The sequence below is a fragment of the Thermostichus sp. OS-CIW-31 genome (assembly GCF_054060305.1).
The window spans coordinates 24844-41556 of sequence record NZ_JBSSDA010000017.1 but is presented as its reverse complement, the minus strand read 5'-3'; the positions used below and the strand labels follow the sequence as shown (position 1 = coordinate 41556).

At 59.9% G+C, this 16713-nt stretch carries 17 protein-coding genes; 6 read left to right on the top strand and 11 right to left on the bottom strand.

Features of this window, described 5'->3' with window-relative positions; genetic code table 11:
• Nucleotides 1–6 precede the first annotated feature (6 nt).
• The 5 genes from ACVWY9_RS10525 to ACVWY9_RS10505 all read left to right on the top strand — a co-directional run bounded on the left by ACVWY9_RS10525 (nucleotide 7) and on the right by ACVWY9_RS10505 (nucleotide 3899).
• The gene (locus ACVWY9_RS10525) at nucleotides 7–975 is read left to right on the top strand and encodes an ABC transporter ATP-binding protein (RefSeq protein ID WP_457388307.1); all 969 of its coding nucleotides are present in this window, start codon (nucleotides 7–9) and stop codon (nucleotides 973–975) included.
• Complete coding sequence (locus tag ACVWY9_RS10520; protein ID WP_414344038.1) at nucleotides 972–1589, top strand: ABC transporter permease; 618 nt, start codon at nucleotides 972–974, stop codon at nucleotides 1587–1589. Before ACVWY9_RS10525 ends, ACVWY9_RS10520 begins: the two co-directional genes overlap by 4 nt.
• 83 nt (nucleotides 1590–1672) lie before the next feature.
• Entirely contained in the window at nucleotides 1673–2314 is a 642-nt protein-coding gene (locus tag ACVWY9_RS10515; protein WP_457388306.1) for a sigma-70 family RNA polymerase sigma factor, read from the top strand.
• Nucleotides 2315–2386: 72 nt separating this feature from the next.
• The gene (locus ACVWY9_RS10510) at nucleotides 2387–3211 is read left to right on the top strand and encodes an anti-sigma factor domain-containing protein (protein ID WP_457388305.1); all 825 of its coding nucleotides are present in this window, start codon (nucleotides 2387–2389) and stop codon (nucleotides 3209–3211) included.
• A gap of 1 nt (nucleotide 3212) precedes the next feature.
• Complete coding sequence (locus ACVWY9_RS10505; RefSeq protein WP_457388304.1) at nucleotides 3213–3899, top strand: VanW family protein; 687 nt, start codon at nucleotides 3213–3215, stop codon at nucleotides 3897–3899.
• A 395-nt stretch (nucleotides 3900–4294) separates the two neighbouring features.
• Here ACVWY9_RS10505 and ACVWY9_RS10500 read toward each other — a convergent pair whose 3' ends face one another.
• The 11 genes from ACVWY9_RS10500 to cas10 all read right to left on the bottom strand — a co-directional run bounded on the left by ACVWY9_RS10500 (nucleotide 4295) and on the right by cas10 (nucleotide 14786).
• Complete coding sequence (locus ACVWY9_RS10500; protein ID WP_457388303.1) at nucleotides 4295–5191, bottom strand: putative CRISPR-associated protein; 897 nt, start codon at nucleotides 5189–5191, stop codon at nucleotides 4295–4297.
• Between the two features lie 9 nt (nucleotides 5192–5200).
• Complete coding sequence (locus tag ACVWY9_RS10495; RefSeq protein WP_457388302.1) at nucleotides 5201–5953, bottom strand: hypothetical protein; 753 nt, start codon at nucleotides 5951–5953, stop codon at nucleotides 5201–5203.
• A 10-nt stretch (nucleotides 5954–5963) separates the two neighbouring features.
• Nucleotides 5964–6950 (bottom strand): RAMP superfamily CRISPR-associated protein, encoded by a 987-nt coding sequence (locus ACVWY9_RS10490; RefSeq protein ID WP_457388301.1) that lies wholly within the window; start codon nucleotides 6948–6950, stop codon nucleotides 5964–5966.
• Between the two features lie 122 nt (nucleotides 6951–7072).
• Nucleotides 7073–7525, bottom strand: a complete 453-nt coding sequence (locus ACVWY9_RS10485) for a hypothetical protein (RefSeq protein WP_457388300.1) — start codon at nucleotides 7523–7525, stop codon at nucleotides 7073–7075.
• On the bottom strand, nucleotides 7522–8496 hold the full coding sequence (locus ACVWY9_RS10480) for an RAMP superfamily CRISPR-associated protein (RefSeq protein ID WP_457388299.1): 975 nt from the start codon (nucleotides 8494–8496) through the stop codon (nucleotides 7522–7524). The genes ACVWY9_RS10485 and ACVWY9_RS10480 overlap by 4 nt, the downstream gene beginning before the upstream one ends.
• A gap of 166 nt (nucleotides 8497–8662) precedes the next feature.
• Nucleotides 8663–9514, bottom strand: coding sequence for a type III CRISPR-associated RAMP protein Csx7 (gene csx7, locus ACVWY9_RS10475; RefSeq protein ID WP_011432239.1), 852 nt, complete (start codon nucleotides 9512–9514; stop codon nucleotides 8663–8665).
• Nucleotides 9515–9533: 19 nt separating this feature from the next.
• Complete coding sequence (locus ACVWY9_RS10470) at nucleotides 9534–10181, bottom strand: hypothetical protein (RefSeq protein WP_414329367.1); 648 nt, start codon at nucleotides 10179–10181, stop codon at nucleotides 9534–9536.
• A 3-nt stretch (nucleotides 10182–10184) separates the two neighbouring features.
• A complete protein-coding gene (locus tag ACVWY9_RS10465) occupies nucleotides 10185–10625 on the bottom strand; it encodes a hypothetical protein (protein ID WP_414344023.1) in 441 nt (146 codons plus the stop codon).
• Nucleotides 10622–11854, bottom strand: a complete 1233-nt coding sequence (gene csx10 / locus ACVWY9_RS10460; RefSeq protein WP_457388298.1) for a type III-D CRISPR-associated RAMP protein Csx10 — start codon at nucleotides 11852–11854, stop codon at nucleotides 10622–10624. Before csx10 ends, ACVWY9_RS10465 begins: the two co-directional genes overlap by 4 nt.
• The gene (locus ACVWY9_RS10455) at nucleotides 11854–12576 is read right to left on the bottom strand and encodes an RAMP superfamily CRISPR-associated protein (RefSeq protein WP_011432243.1); all 723 of its coding nucleotides are present in this window, start codon (nucleotides 12574–12576) and stop codon (nucleotides 11854–11856) included. The genes csx10 and ACVWY9_RS10455 overlap by 1 nt, the downstream gene beginning before the upstream one ends.
• On the bottom strand, nucleotides 12576–14786 hold the full coding sequence (gene cas10, locus ACVWY9_RS10450; RefSeq protein WP_011432244.1) for a type III-B CRISPR-associated protein Cas10/Cmr2: 2211 nt from the start codon (nucleotides 14784–14786) through the stop codon (nucleotides 12576–12578). The genes ACVWY9_RS10455 and cas10 overlap by 1 nt, the downstream gene beginning before the upstream one ends.
• Nucleotides 14787–15345: 559 nt before the next feature.
• On the opposite strand from cas10, the gene cas6 reads away from it, so the two are divergent.
• Complete coding sequence (gene cas6, locus ACVWY9_RS10445) at nucleotides 15346–16488, top strand: CRISPR-associated endoribonuclease Cas6 (protein WP_041437102.1); 1143 nt, start codon at nucleotides 15346–15348, stop codon at nucleotides 16486–16488.
• The last annotated feature ends 225 nt before the right edge of the window (nucleotides 16489–16713 follow it).

The window sequence follows — 16713 nt, the reverse complement described above, 5'->3', positions numbered from 1 at the left end:
CCTGAGGTGAGCACCGTCGAGTTCGAGCGGGTATCGCTGCGCTTTCCCCACAGTTCCCAGCCGGCTGTGGAGGAGTGCAGTTTTTCCATAGAATCGGGCCAGTTGGTGGTCATTTTGGGGCCTTCTGGCTGCGGCAAAACCACCCTTCTGAAAATGGTGAATCGCTTGCTGGATCCCACCCAGGGGCAGATTCGCTTGGACGGGCGGGATATCCGCCAGTTTCCCATCACGGCTCTGCGGCAGCGGATCGGCTATGTTATCCAGCAATCGGGGCTGTTTCCCCACATGACGGTGGCCCAGAATGTGGCGGTAGTGCCGCGACTTTTGGGGTGGCCGAAGGAGCGCATCCGCGAGCGGGTGGACGAGCTGCTCAGCTTGGTTAATTTGCCCCCCCACGAGTACCGCCACCGCTACCCTGCCCAACTGTCGGGTGGACAACAACAGCGGGTCGGTCTGGCTCGGGCGCTGGCCGGGGATCCAGGGCTGCTGCTGATGGACGAGCCCTTTGGGGCCATCGATGCCATTACCCGCAGCAAGCTGCAAGAGGAGATCCTGCGCCTGCAACGGCAATTGAAAAAAACCATCCTGTTCGTCTCCCACGATGTGGAGGAGGCGCTGCGCCTGGCGGATCGCATTTTGGTGATGCAGAAGGGGCGGGTGGTGCAGTTCGATACTCCCTTTCGGCTGCTCACCCAACCGGCTACTCCCTTTGTCAGGGAACTGCTGGGGGCAGATGACATGGTGCGGCAGTTGAGTGTGCTGCGGGTAGAAACGGCGATGGCCCGGATCCCTCACAACCACAAAATCCAAGAGGGAGCGATGGTGAGGCCCCAGGCCACTTTGCGGCAAGCCTTGTCCCTGCTGTTGCGCACAGGGGCGGCAGCCCTGACGGTGTGGGAAGACGGGCGGGCCATCGGCGTTTTGACCTTGGATCACATTCGCAGCTTGGCCATGCTGGAGGGGGGATCCGCGTGAGCTATCTCCTCAACCACCCCGGCCTGATGTGGCAGCTCACCCAAGAGCATCTGGCGATGGTGGGGATGACCTTGGGCATGGCGGTGGTGCTGGCGGTGCCGCTGGCTCTGCTGGTTCACCACGTGCGCTGGTTGGCCCTGCCGGTCATGGGGATCCTCAGCATCCTGTACACAGTGCCCAGCCTGGCTTTGATCATTTTGTTGGTGCCCTGGCTTGGCCTCAATGCCCGCTCGGTGGTGGTGGCGATGGTGATCTACACGCAGGTGATCTTGGTGCGCCATTTTTGCGTGGGCCTGCGCTCGGTCGAGCCTGCCATCCTGGAAGCTGCCAAGGGCATGGGGATGAACCTCTGGCAACGGTGGTGGCAGGTGCAGGTGCCGCTCATGCTGCCCATTGTTTTGGCAGGGCTGCGGCTGGCGGCAATTGTGGCCATTGCCATTGCCACCGTGGGCGCCAAGTTTGGGGCAGGGGGACTGGGAACCCTGCTGTTCGATGGCATTGCCCAGGCCGGTCGCTACGACAAGATCTGGGCCGGATCCCTGGCGGTGGGATCCCTGGCCTTGCTGGTGAACACAGCCTTGCTCAGCCTGGAATGGGCGGCCCGTCGTGGCTGAGGGGGTAGACTTAAGGACTCCGTCCCGCTGGCGCGATCGGGCAGGTTTATCCTCTAGTTGTGTGGGGCGAAACTGGGTGTAGCATGGGTGAGCAACCAGGGACTCCGTCCCGCTGGCGTGAGCGGGTGAGAGATTGGTCATCCCGCGCCGATTGGGAGCTGATGGAAGCGCTCAAGGCGGGGCAACCTGCTGCTCTGGCTGCGCTCTACGATCGCTATGCCGGCTTGGTCTATGGGCTGGCCTTCAAGATCCTGGGCCACGTGGCCGAGGCAGAAGACCTGACTCAGGAGGTGTTTGTCGAGCTGTGGCGCAAGGTTGGCTGTGATCCAAGGACTCCGTCCGAGTCGCGCGAGCGGCGGGGATCCCTGAGCAGTTTTTTGTGCATCCTGACCCGCTCGCGGGCCATTGACCGTCTGCGTTCTCAGGGCAGCCACCAACTTCTTTTGAAACGCTGGCAGACCATTCTCAGCGCCGATAGCAAGACTCGGTTCCCTTTTGAGCAGGTTTCCATCGAGGAGCGGCGGCAAGCGGTGCAAGCGGCCCTCAGCCAATTGCCCGAAAACCAACGGCAGATCCTGGAGTTGCTCTATTACCAAGGGTTGAGCCAGGCGGACATTGCTCGCCAATTGGGGATCCCGTTGGGGACGGTTAAGACCCGCTCTCGCCAAGCCCTCTGCAAATTGCGGGGATCCCTGCGCGCCCTTCTGGGTTTCTGCTCGCGTTAGCGGGACCGCGTCCTTTCGCGTTAGCGGGACGGAGTCCTAGGTTTGGAGTTGAGTTCTGGTGTCGGGATGGCCATGTCTGATCGCGTCAGCGGGACGGAGTCCTATCGCGTCGGCGGGACGGAGTCCTTATCCACCTCGCCCCCTTTAACAGAGGAACGGGAAGAACTGGCCGGCTATCTGCTGGGGGACTTGTCTCCCGAGCAGGCGAGTGCTCTAGAGGCACGCCTAACTCAAGACCCTCGGCTGGTGGCCGAACTGCAAGCCTTGCAAGAAACCTTGGAATTGTTGCCCTACGGATTGCCAGGAGTACTCCCGCCTGCCAGCTTGCGCGACCAGGTGATGGCAGAGGTGGGGGCTATGGGCTTGCGCGAACAGGAGATGGCCATCCCCCTTCACTCTCCACTGCCTGCTTTTGGGGTGGGGTGGCGCTGGCTGGGAGGCTTGGTGGCGGCAATTTTGGTTCTGCTCAGCTTAGACAACTGGCGACTGCGGCAAGCACTGCAACTGGCCCAGCTAGAATCGGTGCGGGCATTATCCCATCTCTTGCAACAGCCGGGATCCCGTCTGGTGCATTTGCAGGGGGAGGTGGGGACGGCCAATGTGCTGTTTCGCCCAGGAGACTGGCAGGAGGTTATCTTGGCCGCACGGGATCTGCCCCAACCGGTGGCGGGGGAGCGCTACTCCCTCTGGCTCAAGCTGGATAATGGCGAGTTCCTCCACTGTGGTGACTTTCAGGTGGATGCCCAAGGCTCTGCTCTGGTGGCCCTACGCCCATCCCGCACGTTGCCGGCAGGTACCCGCGCCCAAGAGCTGCTGGTCGCGACCGGCTCCCGCCAACTGCCCGCTCGCGCTACTCGGACGGAGTCCTTGAAACCCCTTCTGACGGGCAAGGTGTGAGGTGAGAGGAAGGGTTGACCTGCGGAGGTTGGCTGTGCTGGTGGGGGCGCTACTGGCCCTTCTGGCCTTGTGGTGGACGGATCCCACGCCAACAACCCTAAGCCAATACGTTACTTCTTTGCAGGAGCGCACTCCTTCTCAACTCCACAACATTCGCCGAGCCGTCCAAAGCCTGGATGGAGTTTACATCATGCCTGCGACACGCTCACAGGAACAGGCAGAAGTGATTTTTTCCTTCAACCAAGTGGTGGGGCCGCGCAGCCTGGAACGAGGCTATGTGCCCGCGCCGGTGTTTATGGTGGCCGAAACCCTGGATTCGGTTGGGGGAGGAATCTGTCAGGTGTCCTCTAGCCTTTACAATGCCGCTCTGTTGGCAGGGCTGGAGGTGGTGGAGAGGCACCCCCATTACCGGCAGGTAGAGTCGGTGCCCCCTGGCTTAGATGCCACCGTTTGGTACGGCTTGGCCGACCTCAAGCTGCGCAACCCTTTCCCCTGGCCGGTGCGCGTACGAGTTCAGATCCGCGGCCCAAACCTGATTGTGTCCGTGCTGGGACGGGGATCCCGCCACGCCCTGAGGATCCCACCCATCCGTGTAGAGGGGCACCGGCTGGATCCCCAGCATTTGCAGGTGAGCGTGTATCGGGGTAACGAGCGCCTCTCCCAAGATCGCTATGTCGTTGCTCCCTAGCCTCTCATCGCGCCAGCGGGACGGAGTCCTTTTTTCGCCCCATTGGCCCCCTACTTCAGCGTCTCAGGAGCAGCTCCCCAGCAACCTCCACACAGGGATCCATGTTAATTTCTACACCAACATGGTTAGCGACAGGGTCGGCGACAAGCCTCAAACCCTGATTCTTCCGTTGACCCGGTCGATCCCGCTCTGGGCAAGGGTTTCAGGCCCCTCGGCGGAGAAAAATAAGGGGAAATTGCAGCCGTTCGCGCCAGCGGGACGGAGTCCTTTCGCGCCAGCGGGACGGAGTCCTTAAACGAGACCCTGTCGATCTAGGCCCCTGGATCCCGCTCTGGGCAAGGGTTATAATCGGCGGGAGTCGCTTCCCTTCGGGGAAGTGGAATTAATGGAAACACTCAAAGCAGACGGCCCAAGCGTTGCCGCAATTCGGTGGCAGCCAGCTCTAGGTGCTCGGGGGTGTAGCCGGTGGTTTCTACTCTGACAGCGAGGTGGGTGTCCTGGCTCTCGTGGAGGTGGATCCACAGAATGTGGCGGCCATCTTCGGTTTTGCGGTTTGAGGCTTTGACGCTGTTTTTGGGGGCAGCGTAGGCGTGTGGATCGTATCGAACCAGATCCACCCAGGGAATGTCTCGCAGGAGTCTTTCCACTTTGGCCCAACTGCGGGGTCGGTGATGGCTGGCATCGCTTCGGATTTGGATGATCTGGGAGCGATCTCGGCCTGAATCGGGGAGATCTGCCCGTGGGATCCGGGGCTGAACTTGCGGCTGTAGGTAGGGCAAGTAGACCAGGGATTTGTATTGCTCATGGATGTAGCAAACCGGGACCCCCAATTGGCTGCCCACCACGGCCATGATCATGGCTTGGGCTTTAAACCCGCCGGTAGCGGCAAAGGTGACGATCCCCCTGGCGCTCTCTGCCAACTGTTTCAACAGCTCGGCCATCCGCTCCAGTGAGGATCCCTCTAGCTCGTAGTTGATGCCGGGAAGGGGAACCAAAGAGACCTGCTGCTGACCCAGCTCTTGCTCAAAAAAGAGCTTCAAAATCTGGGCACACTCCAATCCGTCGGGGGTTTCTGAGTGCAGCAAAATCAAGGCATCATTCGAGGTGGGATCCAGCCGCAAGTAGGTGTTGGTTTCGGCGCTGATCAATTCCAGGTCTGCTTCTTTCATCCAGGCCAGAGCACGCTGGGGATCCCCGATGTTTTTTTGTCCCACCCAGGGGCGCTGCGGCTGCAGGTCTTTGTCAAGGTTGGTGAGCAAGGAGGTGCCCACAGTCATGATGATGGTCTGCATGATAGGCGGTTAACTCAAACTTTTCGAGGGCTCTGTTCCGCTTTGCGCCCAGAGCAGCTTGGCCTTGCGGATTCTGCCATCTTCCTTTAGATCCAGAACTTCCACCTGCACCTCTTGCCCCACCGAGAGGGATCCCGCCTGTTTGGGCTCCTTCTGGGTGAGCTTGGTGTCTGTGTCCAGAATCTGGAAGGTGACTTCGTTGCCCTTGATGTTGGTGATGGTGGCCTTCAGCTTTTGCCCGGTCTGGAAGCGGGCTTTGCGGGCCTGATGCTGGGCCTGGTCTTGTTGGTGTTGATGGTTTTGTTGTTGTCTGTCGTCCTGGGATTTGTTTCCCGCCCCTTGGGGAACGGAGTCCTTGCAACCGGAGTTGTCGTTGGGTTGGGATCCCTGAGGTGGTGAAATCTCGCCAATGGGGATCCCTCCATCCTTGTAGTAGCGAGCCAGCCGGGCTGCCCAGCCCAGGATCTGCAGCATCTCCGCCGGCCTGTCTTGCAGAGGTTGCAAGTACCTTTTGCAGGTTTCGTCAATGAGCTGATGGTACCTTCTGGTTTGTTGGGTACGGCATAGGCCATTTTCCCGCACCAGCTCGCCGGTGAATCGGAAAAAGCGGGATCCCGCGTCAGGGTGATGGGCAACCGAGCGCAGATAGGCGACGCATTTGCTCAACTCGTTGACATCCACCCTTTCCTTGGCCAAGGTCAGGGCGATGCCGTGGGCGAGATCCCAAGATTGGGGGCTGAGATCGACAGTGTCTGACAGCATGGGGGAACCCTCAGTACACTCCGGTGGGCGGCTCGCGCAGAGCAGTGGGACTCAGGATGGCGGCCAATCGCTTGAGTTGTTCGGGCAAGATGTAGCCCTGGGCAGCTCCAATTTGCTCTTGCACAAAGGCTTGGAGGCGTTTTCCTTCCAGGGTATCGGCTTCTGGGGGATCGTAGCGGCTGTAGCGATCTTTTAGGTTGCCGGGCCGCTCGATCTTGTCGAGGGTGACCTGCAGGGATCCCAGGCCCACGGGCTTACCGCCCCCCACCTTCAGCAGCATGGGATGGTTGGGATCCTGCCCCAAAACCGTGAGCAAGGTGCCCAGCTCGGCAGGGGTGAGGTTTTTGAAGTGGATTTGGGTTTTGAAAACTGTGTTTTGTATCGCTTGCTGGGTGGGCGTTCCCCTTGAACTGTTCTGCAACGCGTTTCTGTGGGTGTAGTAGAACTTGCGCCCGATGACTCTGCCGTTTTCCCTCTGAAAATAAGCTTTGCACTGATCCGGGCGTGGACGGTACAGGGGGGGCAGGGATCCGCCGCCGGATCCGGCACTGGTGGCAATGGCATCCCTGAACTCCACCAATCCCTGCCAGTTCAGGGCACCGAAAACGCGGCTGGCCGGACAAAGCTGCTCCTTGTTGCGGCAGGGGTGCCGCTCCGGGGGGATCTGATTTTTGTACCGGCTCGTCATCACCGCAAGGGTGCTGTTGGTGATCGCCTCGTACATGGCCCGGATGGCCCCCTTGAGGGAGCTGCCCTGGATTTTAAGCCTTCCGTTGGGAGTGGTGGTCATGGTTTTGAGCACCGGGATCCCTTTCACCCCGACATCGCTGCCCAAGGCCAAGTGGCCGGTGGAGATGTGGACGGCAGTCTGCACCGTTAGGGTGAGGAAGAGGGTGCCGTGCAACCTATCGGGATGGAACTGGGCGTGGCCGGCGGGCCGCTCCAGCGTGGGGCGCTGGGTGGGAAACGGGATCAGCTCGTAGGGTTTGGGAAACACGGTTGGTTTGCCTCCACTGGGAAACACGGTTGGTTTGCCTCCACCTCGACTGCTGTTGCCGGCAGACGATCTTGCAGATGCGGCCTGGTTGGGCAATGGGCGAGGGCCTTGGGGGGTCATGGTCACCTCGGAATCAGGGCAATAAAGTGAACGCGGGCAGTTCGCTCATCTCGGAAGTAGCGCTGGCCCACCTTGAGATCTTGGGGATGGCTGAGGGGCTTGGGAAAGCGGGTTTCTCGATTTTGGGATCCGTACAGGTCGGCTGCGTGATCCTCCCACCGCCACTCTCCCGGCAGAGGGATAAAGGAGTCCGAGGGAGCTTGGATCCCCAGATACAGCAGATCCCAGCCGTGGGGGGTGCTTTTCCAGCGCAGTTCCCCTTGTTGGGAGAAAACTTGCCCCTCTGGACAGACGGGATCCGCCGGGATCCCCACCTGAATGCCGCTGACTCGATGGGGCCAGCGCAGAAAGGAGTAGGTTTTTTCAGAAGTGGAAAAACAAGCCGAGAGCACTTGGGAAAGCGAGGACTCTGCCCCATCTTGAATCTTGAGGGAGGCGACGTAGGCTGGTTTCATACGGCTTTGGCCTCCGCTTGCAGGAGTTTGGCCCAACTGTTTACGGCGGTGGCGAGCAGATGTTCCACCTTGGCCTCAGACGTCTGATCCCAGGTCAGCCGCGCCCCAAATCCCAAAGGCATTGGCTCCGCTCCCACCGGCACCGCTTGGCAATCGGGTTTGGGGAAGCCGTATTTGCCTGCCTCTTCGGGGGTTAAAAATTCGCCCGCCCCCAACAGGGATCCCTGTGGCCAGGTCAGGGGGGATCCCAGCAGTCGAATCTGCTTGTTTGCCTCATCCACCAGGCAGCCCGGATAGTCCACCACCGCCCACTCGTACTCAACCCGAACGGTGCCCATGCCGCGGGACTTGGCAAAGCCGATGCCAAACCAGCCTTCATCCAGATCCCGCAACGCCAGTCCCAGCAGACCCAGTTGGGCCAGGGTAAAGTTTTTCAGGTGGATCTTGGTTTGAAAGGATCCCTCTACGCACACTTGATAGCTGAACGGCCCCACCGCCACTGAGCCGAAGACGCGGTCGATGGCCACCCCATTACGTTCCTCCAGGCGCAGAGGGGTTCCCGGCTTGGGATAGGCATCTTCGATGCGGACCCGGCTGGCGATGGCTGTGTTGCCGAACATCTGATCCGTAAAGGAAGAAAGGGCGTAAACCTGGTGGGGCTCTTCAATTTTTTCCAGCCATTGATTGACCTTTTGGTCGAGGGGATCGCTGGCCCAGAGTTTGAAGCCTCCCCCCTCAGGACGTCTGTCGCTGCCCACCGTTCGGACGATGCGCTCCGCATGGGCGCGAATTGCCCCTTTGAGGGAGCTGCCGGGAAAATAGACCGTTCGCCCGCCGCCGTGATAGGTTTCGACGAACTCCATATCCGGCTTCGTCGGGTCAGCCCCTTCTTTGCCCGCCTTGATGAGAACAGGGCCATCGGGCTTGAGGGTGAGGCAGAGGGTGCAATGGTTAACGTAGCGTTTGTGCATAGCCTGGGATCCTTCACACCAGAACAGGAGCTTTTGGTTGAGGGGCTTGGGGCGGCAAGCAGTCTGTCCAGTTTGTCAACCGATAGGGGTGGAAAACGCTGACCGTATCGCCAACCGTTGTAGAGTCCATGAAGACCATCGGGATCCCTCCTGACATGAAATAGGGCTAGCGGCGGGGGCCGACCGATTGCCGTTGAGAGGCCGTTGTTAATTTGGCAACCAGGGCTTCCACCCAGTCTTGGCGCAAAGCGGCAGCCTGCTCCGGGCTGAGCGGCTGTCGGGATCCGGCCACCAGCTCTTGAAGGTAGGCCAGCAGCCGTCTTGGATCCCCTTCCGAGTCGAACCAATAGATTGCCGAGATCTGCAGGCGGACAACCCCCAAGCCACGGGAGCGCCCCCCTCCCAGGGGGATCTGTTCCGTTTCCAATTGGTGCAAGCCAATGGCCAAGAGGCCCAGTTCCCATTCCTCGGCATTTTCGACGACGGCATGAAACCGGAAGGGGGTGCTGGCAGGCACCACTTGCAAGTCGTACAGCTTGCCATCTGCCGCCGTTTCCGTATCCCGATCGATGGCCACGCCATCCCGCTCTTGGTACTGGCCAAACCAGGCTTCCGGCACCACGGGCAAATCTCGGATCTGCACCTTGCCGGCCAACCAAGGGGATCCAAACACCTGCGAGACCCAGTCGGTGGCCTCAATGAGCTTTTGAGTCAGAGCCGCATCGTCCCCTTTGTAGTCATTTTTAATTTGGTTGATGATCTGAAATTGCTCGCTGCTGGTCAATTCGCCGGGATCCCTGGCCAGCTCTGGGTTGATGCCCCGCAAGAAACTTTCCAGGCGAGAGCGCATCGCCCCCTTCAAACTGGAGCCGGGAATGAGCGGACGGCCCAGCGCATCCTTGAGAACCGGCAAATCCGAGCCGATGGGTTCGGTGGAGCGGCCCACCCCGATGTGCAGAGCGGTCACGGTGGTGAGGGTGCCGGTGATTTCCAAGCGGTTTTTGAAAACGTCGAACATTGTTCCCTCAAATGGCTGCTCAAGTTAAGGCTTGTACTGCAGAGGTTTGCCATTCCCGAAGCGAGACGGAGCCCTTAATAAAACTCAAGAGGATCCCTAGGATCTGAGCAATTTCTGAGATAAAGTACTCCCTGTCATCGATAAAGAGTTGGTCACCCTCGAGTTTTGCAAATCGCCAGTTGGTTCCTGAGGTTACTGCTCCATAGACACTGTCTACTTGAGAATTGGAGTTCTTGTTAAAGACCTGTGCCCCCACCATACCGGCAACGCACTGGCCCAGACCCCCGATCAAGTCTTCTTTTTTGGCCTCAACGATAATCACCACCGGATCTTGAATGTAGAGTTGGAGAGGGGATAGGCAAATGATGTAGTCGCATAGGCCCACCAACCCCCTCTCGGGATCCACGTTGAATTCCTTGCCGGAAAACAGCGAGATTTGATCCCGACATAGGTACTTCACCTCTCCCAGCACAGGGGCGATGATAAACTCGGAGCGGGCTTTTTCGCTGTTGACCGAGGTGGCCAAGCCGAGATAGCGATCTAGGGTTATTTTCAAGTAATCGGAGCACTCAGTCGGTGGAACCTCTGCAAACAGGCCATGGATGATTCTTGACCTGAGCTGAAAGGTCGAAATGGCTCTCTCAAGGGTAAAACTGCTGTAGGTCACGGTCTAGGATCCTCCTCCCTCTCGCTTGTACTTGAGGTAGCGGGCCCCATAGCCCAGGTAGCGCCGAATCAAGTCAATTTTGATCTCGTTGACTTTGGGGGATGCTCTTTCAATTCCGGCTTCCCTGGCGATGGCTATAGCCCTTTGATGAATCCAGTTGTCGATGTCTTTGATGATGGCTTCTGCCAAAGAGTCTTTGCCCCGCCCCCACTTGTCATCGCGCCCCACCTGGTAGCGCAAAAAGTTCTTGATCACCTCTGAGCTTTCGGTGGAAGCTGCCACGTGCAATAGGTTGCGATATTGGGCCTCTTCCAATCTGTTGAGACCTCTGAAGTTATCCAAGGCGGCTTGAATTCTGGCGACCAGATCATCTTCGGCCAGCCGGATTTGCCGTTGGATCTTGAGCTCTTGTTCCGATGTGATCTCGCTGGTGGCGAAGGTCATAGCGGGTTCTCCCAGAAATGATGATGGAACGGACTGCAAACTTCGATTTGGCCGAATCCTTCAGCAGTGCGTTCGCCAATCCCCCAGTATTCCATCTCCGCCAAAATCGGGATCCAACGCTCCAGTTGCGTGGTGCTCAGCAGAAAGACGCTGCCCTGCGTGGTTACCAATTCTACATCTTTGAACAGACCCCAGGCAGCGTTCCAGCCGGAGACATAGGCGTAGCTGCTGAAGGCCAGCTCCAAAGCCAGGGATCCATCTTCGCAGTTGGCCTCTTCCTGGAGCATCTGGGGGGTGAGCACGGTGGTGCGTTGCCAGCGCTCTTTGAGAATGGCCCCCGACTGCAGCCCAATGGAGAAATACTGCCGCTCCGGCGGAAGGGGCTGCCAGGGATCCCCGAACACCTGCCATTGTTGCCAGCGCTGCCGCAGCTTTTGGTTGAAGGCTTCCACCCGCTGGGCCAGGGAAGGCCGGGGAGCAGCCAGACGCCGAGCCGTGACGTTGACCCGGCCCAATCCCCGCGACACCCCTCCTCCCAAGCGCAGCAGGTGGGCGTGGGCGTTGAGGTAGCGGGTGAGGGTCTCGGCCAGCTTGGGATCCCGCAGGTAGATGTAGCCGCTGAAAAGGGAGCGCTCCAGATGCCCATTGGGGCGGGCTTTGCCCTCGTTCATCACCTCTAGGCTGTAGAGGATTTGGTCGGCAGCAGTGGCGCGGCGACGGTTGATCCCCACCCGCGTGAGCAGGCGTTTGGACACAGCAGCTCGTTCGTAGCGGGGCCCCAGGTCAGACTCCTGCTGGCTGTAGAACCCCCCGAAGGGCTCCACTCTTCCCCCGGAACCGTCCGGCTCTGTGGGATCGAACGGGATTCCCAGCCGCTGTGAGCAGAAGCGATCCAGGAGCGTGTCGAACACCCCCGTTTTGCCCGCCTCTGAGCGGAAGCCGGGATTGTTTTTCGAGCTGAAGGCCGTGGCCGGCAAGACCTTGCTGCCGGATCCCGGATAGGCGTGGGTAAACACAGCAGGCCGAGCTGCCGTAAACAGGGCGGCCAAATCTCCTTGCAGCGCCTCGGCAGGGCGATGTTGGGTTTGGCTGAGCATGAGGTCGGCCAGAGCACCGCGAATCACGCTGCCGGGAATGTAATCCTGGGCCTCGCTGATGGAGCCGCCCGGCTTTTGCCGACCGATGGCCAAGGGAGACTGAGCCGTTAGGGTGAGTTGAATGGCTTCCATCAGCTCCCTCCCTGGGCCAAGAAAGCCCAATCGGCTGCGGTGGGCTGGAGAGCCTGCAGGGATCCAGGATCCCAGTGCAGCCAGCCCAAACCTGCGGATTTGCTGCCCCCCAGCGCGATCAGGTGGTGCAGGGCCGCCAACAGGAGAGTTTTGCCCCAGGAAGGGCAATCGGGCAAAAGCTGCAGGGATCCGGAAAAAGTCAGCTCAGCCGCGGGAGAGGTCTCAATGAGGTAGAGCCGCTGATCCTCGGCGGTGCGGCGGCGGCGGTTGAGGGTGACCCCAGGGCGAAGGGTTGGTTCCAGAGCTGCTGGCGGCACCTCGCAGACGAGATCCTCCACCCACAGGCGGGCAGGCAGGGCCGGATTGCCGAATATCTGGCAGACCAGACAATGGGATCCGGCGTAGCCCTCCACCTGGTATTCGGGGCGGTGGAAATTTCCTGCGCTGCCCTCCCGCTGCGGACACATGCGCTCTGGGTCGGGAGAGCGGCAAATGGCCCAGCCCAGGCCACGGGCCAGTTTCTCGCACTCGTGGCGCAGCCGCCCCTTCAGTTGGGAGCCGGGAATGATCAGCCTGCCAAAGGCATCTTTGAGCAGGGGCTTATCCGCCAGGGAGCCGCTGGAGCCGCCGGCTCCCACCGCCAGGGCAGAGGCGAGGGTGGCCCTCAAAGGGATAGAGGTGATCGTTCGCCCCGCTTGGGGCAGCTCTGCCAGTCTCACCATCACTCCACCTCCGCCAGAACGGGCCGACCCTCGGCCTGGGGCTGTTTTTGCACAAAGGCGTACAAATCCACCAGATCCCGCCAGATGGTTTCATAGGTTGGCGTTGACGAGGATACCTGTGGCTCAACATACATCCAGGGGGGAAGGTGGCCGTCGTTGGTTTTGGCCTTGCACCAGGTGCGCTCAAAAGCCTCCATCAGCGGCTGCCCCTTTTTGCCCAGGCGGCTGCGGAAATAGAGATAGTTGAGGGTGGCGGTGCGTTTGCCTTTTTCCAAGAAGCTGCGAATCTGATAAAGCTGGGAGCGAGGAAAATTGGCCTCCTGCAGGGCTTGTACCGTTCTCAGCAACCCGTGGATTTCCGGGACGGTATAGGGGCCGGCGTAGAGCTTGAGGGTGTGGCTGTTCTGGCGGATCTCCAGAGCTTCCCGACGAAAATCCTGGATGCTGGAGACAACCAGGGCGACCGACTTCAACGAGAGAAAGTCGATGGTGGCCACAGAGCAGTCCTTGTCTTTGGGCTTCAGCTTTTTCGCGTAGCTCTTGGCGGATTTCAACAGTTGTTCGGTGAGCTTTTCGGCGTAGTAAATGGGGGTGTCTTCCGAGGCGATCAGCACCCCCACCGAGGCGGAGAGCCGACAGAGCTTCCGATCTGCCGCCGGGTAGCGGTGAGGCACCTTGCCGGAAGATTGAGCTGCATAGGTTGCCGAGGTGTCCAGCAGGAGCTGCTCAAACTGCTCACAGAAGGTGGCGGCAATTTCCAGGGCTTTGTGGGCAGGCACCACCACCAACACATCGTCTCCGCCGATGGTCAGGATCTCGAAGGGGTGGATCCACTCGCCGTTGCGGTCTCTGCCGGTTTCCGGATCTGGGGATAGGCCGTGCAGCCGATGGGCCTGCAGGTGCTGGGCGAGGGCGTGGTAAACGGCTTTTTCCGTTGCCTCGGAAACATCCCGGCTAAATTGTCGGTAGGCTTCTGGGGTTTGGATCTGCTGCACATAGCCCCCCATGTCGTTGCCATCGGCGTAAAGGTAAGCCACAAAGCCCTGGCTGCCCAGGCTGGCGTTGGCCACTTCCCGTAGAGATTGGGCCTCGCCGATCCCCTGGACAGATCCCTGATGGGGCTGCAAATAGCGCTCCCGGTAGGGCTCGCCGGCGGGAGAGTTGAGAAAGCGGGCAAATCGCGTTACCCAGCTTTCCACAAAGCCGGGATCCCAGGTGGGGAACTTGCGGAACCACCCTTGCTTGCCTGTTTCAATGCGCTTGGCCTGGCGACCCACCAGGGCTTTGCGAGCGGTGGCTTCCGAGAGCCAGGGCTGATCGACCAGGTCGGCTTTGGCGATGGCAGGGCGACGGTCGGTGCTGTCGCGGCGCAGGTAGGGATGGGTTTCAAAAAAGGCGGGATGGGCGCGGCTGGGGCGACCGGGATCCGGATTGCCGTTGCGGCGGTGGTTGAAGCGGGCGGCCAGGTAACCCACCAACTCGTTGAAACTTTTGCGGTCTTGAAATCTGGCTTCGCTGCCATCCCCAAAATAGGCTCTCACCAGGGGATGGGTTTTGTGTTGCGCCAGCCAATCCAGCCAGGGGGTGCGTTCGATGGGATCCCGCAACAGGCCGTAGCGCAGTTCCAGCAGCCGAAAGGCGGATCCCACGGCGCAGGCGTTAGCGGTGAGGGTTTCTTCGGTGTAGCGCCGCTCGATGGCCTCACAGAGATCGTCCACATGGGCCGCCGGGCAAAAGGCCAGGAGATTGCCCCCGGTGGAGTAGATGATGAGCTCCGGGATCAGGGCTTGCGCCAAAGCCGGGTAGTGCTGCTGCAGCCAAGGCCGGATCTGCTCGGCCACATAGGCCCTCAGCTCTGCTTGAGACTCTTTCCCCAAACCTTCCCATCCCAGGTAGGTTTGCTCGGGATCCCCGAAAAAGGCGGGCAGATCCACTAGGTTAATGCGATCCAACAAAGCGGAGGCCCCGCGGATTTCCGACAGCTTGGCCGACTCGAAGACATAGCTCTTGATCTTGGTGGCCCCCCCGTAAACCAAGCCGATGCGGGTTGTCTGCTGCCACAGCTCCGGGTAGCGGGATTGCAGCTCCGCCGGGGTTCTGGGAAAGGTCTTCGCCGCCATGCTCTCCTGAAATTGGCGCACCTGAGCCAAAATGGGCCGTAGCTCTTCTGGGATCCCGGCCTCGTTGTCGGCGCGAACGGCGGCCCGCATCTGCTGCAAGGTCTCCAGGGCAAACTGGGGATCCCGCTGTTCTCCCCACGCCAGGCACCAGGCCAAGGCAACAGGAACGGGAGAGGGAGCAGAAGTAGGGGTCATGAGCAGCACCTGCGAAATGCGAAAAAGGAAGACAAGTCTTGGACAGGGCTTCCATCGGCTGCGACGGACAGATCCCTAAAGGCTGGGGGCAATTGGCCTCGATTTTTAATCCTTCGCGGAAGACCAAAGCCCTTCAAAAAAGGGTTTGCCGGTTGGGTGGGTAACCAATCGAATCAAGCCGAGAGATGCCATTGAGGTTACCGATTGTTTCAGCCATATCCGATAAACGCTCTCGCCTCATGGTTTTCAGTCCTCTAGCTTGCTAGCAGTATAGATCGAGTGCGATGGGTTGCAGACGATTTCAAGGCTTTCTTCAGATTGTGAGATTTTTTCTGCCTGTACAACGGGCAATTCGAGAGTAAACCCAATAAGAAGGGATCCCTTCTAAAATTTTCTCAATGGAAAGTTGGGTTTTGTGTTGATTGTTGCTGTGGACTGGGAATGGGCTGTGCCTATGCTGAGTTTCTCAGAGCCATCTGCTGATAGAGAAGCGAACGGCAAGTGGCCGACGGGATCCGAGTTGGTGGGGATCACCTTGGAAGTTCAGGCTCCTCGGTCTTACCTGCTGGATCCCCACTATGCCAAAGGGCTGCACGCCTGGTTCTTGAGCCAGGTGCAAGAGACAGACCCGCAGCTATCGGCCTATTTGCACGATGGAGAATCGGAGAAACCTTTTACCCTCTCCCGGCTGATGGGGCCGTTCCGCGAGCAGGGGGGGCGACCGCTGATCCCGCCTCATCTCCCCTTCCGCTGGTGGATCACCGGCCTCAACCCGCCGGTGGTGGAGTGGCTGCGAGGGTGGTGCCAACGGCTGCCCACCTGGCTGGAATTGCGGGGATCCCCGCTGCAGATCCTGGGATGGCAGATCTCGATCCCCCCGCGCACCTATCGTCAACTGTTGGAGCAGCCTCTTTCCCCCCGCTCCTGGAGCCTTTCCTTCGTCTCGCCCACCAGCTTTCGCCACCGGGGCCACCATCTGCCGCTGCCGATCCCTCGCAACCTGTTCCACAGCTATCTGCGCCGTTGGAACGATTTTTCCGGTCTGCCCATCGAGGCGGAGCCTTTTCTGGATTGGGTGGATGGGGAAGTGATCATCCAGCGGCACCGTCTGGAATCGGTCAAAACCACCGCAGGTCGCCAGGGATCCGTGACGGGATTCATCGGCTGTGTGCAGTTGGCTGTCTCCTCCCGTGCGCCTGAGCTGTTGCAGCAGCAGCTCCAAGCCCTGATCCACCTTGCCCCCTACTGCGGCACCGGCCACAAAACCCCCTTTGGGCTAGGGCAAACCCGCCTGGGTTGGTTGGCCGAAGAGCTACCCGCCTCCCCTGTCCCTTCCCGGGAAGAGCAGGTGGCCCAGCGGATCGAGGAGCTGAGCGCCCTCTTTCTCAGCCAGCGGCAACGACAAGGGGGATCCCGCGCCGAAAAAACTGCCCAACTGTGGGCGACGATCCTGGCCCGCCGCGAAGGTGGAGAGAGCTTACAACAGATCGCCGCTGATTTGGAGATGCCCTACGAGACGGTGAAGACCTATGCCAAGCTGGCCCGCCGCTCTCTCCAGTCTGGATCCCAGGACTACTCGTCGAGCAGTCTTCCCTAGATGACTTGAGGTACTTTGTTGAGCCTGATACATTCACGCTGAACTCTCCTGAACATGGTTCAGGAAAGAAGCGATCGCATCCTGCCTATCTCTGAGCAGGAAGGCGGTATCCCGCAAAGCCCTGAGGAATACCCCCCGAGCGCTTTCCCCCTTCACTTCCCGGCAACCGTTGCGGTGGACTCAAGGATCAGGGGGAAACTTGGTCTACTATATCCCTCTCAATGA